3 protein-coding genes are annotated in these 3,645 nt (G+C 43.9%); 2 read left to right on the top strand and 1 reads right to left on the bottom strand.

Going from position 1 to position 3,645, the window contains the following annotated elements; genetic code table 11:
• Positions 1 to 252: 252 nt before the first annotated feature.
• Positions 253 to 963, bottom strand: a complete 711-nt coding sequence (locus IM319_RS05620; protein WP_287078644.1) for a phosphate ABC transporter permease — start codon at positions 961 to 963, stop codon at positions 253 to 255.
• A 371-nt stretch (positions 964 to 1,334) separates the two neighbouring features.
• On the opposite strand from IM319_RS05620, the gene IM319_RS05615 reads away from it, so the two are divergent.
• Both IM319_RS05615 and cobJ read left to right on the top strand, forming a co-directional pair.
• Positions 1,335 to 2,063 carry a Uma2 family endonuclease gene (locus IM319_RS05615; protein ID WP_287734958.1) on the top strand — a complete coding sequence of 243 codons (729 nt, stop codon included), beginning with the start codon at positions 1,335 to 1,337 and terminating at the stop codon, positions 2,061 to 2,063.
• On the top strand, positions 2,060 to 3,505 hold the full coding sequence (cobJ, locus tag IM319_RS05610) for a precorrin-3B C(17)-methyltransferase (RefSeq protein ID WP_287734957.1): 1,446 nt from the start codon (positions 2,060 to 2,062) through the stop codon (positions 3,503 to 3,505). The genes IM319_RS05615 and cobJ overlap by 4 nt, the downstream gene beginning before the upstream one ends.
• Positions 3,506 to 3,645 lie beyond the last annotated feature (140 nt).

The following is a 3,645-nucleotide window of genomic DNA, read 5'->3' as shown; positions in this document are numbered from 1 at the left end:
TCTTTCCGAAAGTCCTTGACTTGTTTCAGTTTTTCTATTAAGCTCAACATATATTTAAAAAGTTGGCGGTCACTTTTCATTTTACAAAGACAGTGATCGCTTTTACTTTTGATATTCTGATGGGAGAATGAAACAGCCCTAGGGATTAAGGGGGGATCGAACCCAAAATCTATCTTCAATTTAACTCTAACCAGCTACTTATTATTCATTGATAGCCGAGAAACCGGTGTTTTTTCAGAGATCGCCGAACAATTAACGGGTTTTGCGTCTTCGGATGACATTATTATTAGAATAACGAGAAGGTTTTGGCCGGGGTTCTTTTCCCCCTCCTAATTCGCCGCTAACTTGCTGGAAAATATCGCGTCGCAGCACGGGATATTCCCCTATCCACTGGTCGAGTTGGGGAAGATGGACATCAGAAAGCTGATTGATATCCCCTAAATCGGGTTCTCGAGACATTAACAAAGCTTCGGCCACCATCCCGGGACGGATCGATTTATGAATGCGTTTGAGGGGAGCGCGAACGATCGCCGAAAAGCCAGTTTGATCACCGATTTCTAGATTAATACAGCGTTGGCGATTTTCGATAATCTCTAATTCCCCGCGTTTATTGACCCTTTCTTCTTCCCCGATTAATTCCTCGGTGACAAAAGCATCGAAAACGCGACCGCGCCAAAACCCTCCGTAGGGAAGACGACGATAGGTATTATTGCGAACACTGGCCCAATAAACCGGACCCCAGAGCCAATATAAACCAGCGATAATGTCGAAAATCAGTTTAATCGTTAAACCACCGGGGCCGAATAAATTACCGATTAACCAAGCTGCGGTGAGAGCGATGATAGAAATGAATAAACGGCGCAGAAAATCGGACCATTTACCCCAATAGTGAGCGTACTGGGGGCCGGTGGCGATAATCGGGACAATTTGCTCGATCGATTCACGGGTAAGGGGAACCAACATTATCAGTTATCAGTTATCGGTTATCAGTTATCGTGTGCCTAATTGATTCGTGAACGGGTAGGCTCCAGAAGAGGACGTTTACCTTTCATTTAGGTGCGCTATATCAGTTATTACAGCGTTTCTCATAACTAGATGAAGTGTAACCTAATTTGGTATCGACTACCGACTTCCCAAAACGAAAACTTTGTACCTCATCACTAAGATAAATGCTATAGTTTTGGGTAATTGTCTATCTGTTGGTCGCCATTCATCCCATCGCTAAAAGCGCGGGACTTCTGGGAAAATTTCAGTTAAAAATTAAATCCCTCAAGAAGTCCAATGAAACAATCTATAATAAAATCAATGCTGTTTTGTTCCCAAAGACTGCCACCATGACTTCTTCCCTGGCTAAATCCTTAAATTCTCAGACTGTAACCACTCAACATTTACCACCCTTAGAAAATGGGGATCGCTTAATTCGTCCCGAATTCGAGCGCCGTTATCAAGCTATGCCAGGATTAAAAAAAGCCGAACTAATCGAAGGAGTTGTGTATATGGCATCCCCATTAAGGTTTAAATTTCATGCTGAACCCCATGGACGTTTAATCACTTGGTTGGGAGTTTATCAAGCTGCTACAACCCAAGTACAAATGGGTATTGAGCCAACAGTCCGCTTGGATATCGACAACGAATTACAGCCGGATGGGGTGTTATTAATTAGTCAAGAAAGCGGGGGAAAATCAACCCTAAGTGCAGAGGGATACCTAGAAGGATCGCCGGAATTAGTGGTAGAAATTGCCGCTAGTAGTGCCGCCATAGATTTAGGGGATAAAAAACGTGCTTATCGACGCAGTGGCATTCAAGAATACCTTGTTTGGCAGGTATTTGATCAAAAAATTGATTGGTTTAGTTTACAAGATGGCGATTATATTTCTTTGTTACCCAACCAAGAAGGGGTGATTTGCTCTCTAGTATTTCCGGGTTTGTGGTTAGATATTTCAGCCATGCTCAACGGCAATATGTCACGGGTGTTAGACAGCTTAAAGGCTGGAATTAACTCGGCAGAGCATCAAGAATTTATCCAAAAGTTAATCGCAACGCAGTCGGGGGAAGCCAAATGAAACCTCCAGCTATTCTCATTTTAGGAGAAACCAGCATTCCCGTGGCTCGTCAAGTGCAGATGGCCCTACCGGAAGCAGTGGTTTATGGGTTAATAAATCGTACCCATTCGGCTGATTTTACCTATACTAATTTTGGCGAAACGGTGCGAGAATTTTTCCAGACGGGAACGCCAATTATTGGCATTTGTGCGGCGGGTATTTTAATTCGCACTTTAGCACCTTTATTAACTAATAAATGGCAAGAACCACCTGTATTAGCGATTGCGGAAGATGGCAGCGCCGTAGTGCCTTTGTTGGGGGGTTTACAAGGGGTTAATGATCTCGCTCGTCAAATTGCCTCGGTTTGGCAAATTTCCCCAGCAATTACCACCACTGGTGATATTAGATTCAAAACGACTTTATTATCGCCACCACTGGGTTATCAGTTAGTTAATCCCGATGATGCTAAGAAGTTTCTTGCCGATTTATTGGCGGGTGAAAAAGTAAAATTAATTGGTGAAGCGGACTGGTTAAAAAATAGTAATTTACCGATTTCATCAGCAGCAAAACTGAGCATTGAGATTATCGATAAAAATAACTTAAACTTAGCAAAACCTAGCACTAACTGTTTAGTTTATCTCTGTGAGGAAAGCCAGCAAATTAAGGAAAAATCCGGTTTGTCCCCAGGGGATTTTGCCCACGAAAGTCAAGGTAAATTAGCCATAGTCGGAACCGGCCCTGGTGCGCTAAATTGGATGTCGCCGGAAGTTCGAGAAGTATTGGAAAAAGCCACGGATTGGGTGGGTTATAAAACCTATTTGGATTTGGTAGAATCCCTGCGAAAACCAGAAATTGTCCGCCATGAATCGGATAATCGGGTGGAACTCGATCGCGCAGAAATGGCCCTAGATTTAGCGGCTAAGGGGCGATCGGTTGTCTTAGTTTCTTCCGGAGATCCCGGAATTTATGCCATGGCCGCGGCCGTGTTTGAGGTATTAGAAAAAAAAGCAAAACCGGCATGGGATGCGATCGCAATTCAGGTCTGTCCGGGGATTTCGGCGATGCAAGCGGCGGCCGCAAGGGTTGGCGCACTTTTAGGACATGATTTTTGTGCGATTTCCCTATCAGATATTCTCAAATCTTGGCAGGTGATTTCTCAGCGCATTGAGTTAGCGGCCCGAGCAGATTTGGCGATCGCATTTTATAATCCTGTGTCTCAAGAGCGCACTTGGCAATTGGAGAAGGCAAAAGAGATTTTATTACAATGGCGCTCGCCGCAAACTCCTGTGGTACTAGCACGTAATTTAGGGCGAAAAGGGGAAACAGTGACGGTGAAATTCCTAGAGGATATGACTATTAAAGATGCGGATATGCGAACCATAATTTTGATTGGATCGAGTAAAACTCGCCTTATTGAGCAGGGTAAAACCAAGCAATGGGTTTATACTCCACGTCACTATTAATTGACACTCCCCGCTCTAAAGAGACGGGGATTCTTGGTTCACAGAGATTACTTGCTTAGACAGAATTGCTTCTGAAAAAGTAGAGGTATTCTCTCCCCAAGCGTTTATTGGATCGAGCATCGAAGGTTCCGGTATGCCCT

The organism is Microcystis sp. M113S1, assembly GCF_020246945.1.
In the GTDB taxonomy this organism is placed as follows: domain Bacteria; phylum Cyanobacteriota; class Cyanobacteriia; order Cyanobacteriales; family Microcystaceae; genus Microcystis.
Note: the sequence above shows the minus strand (reverse complement) of the source record. Positions and strands in the feature narration are given on the sequence as shown.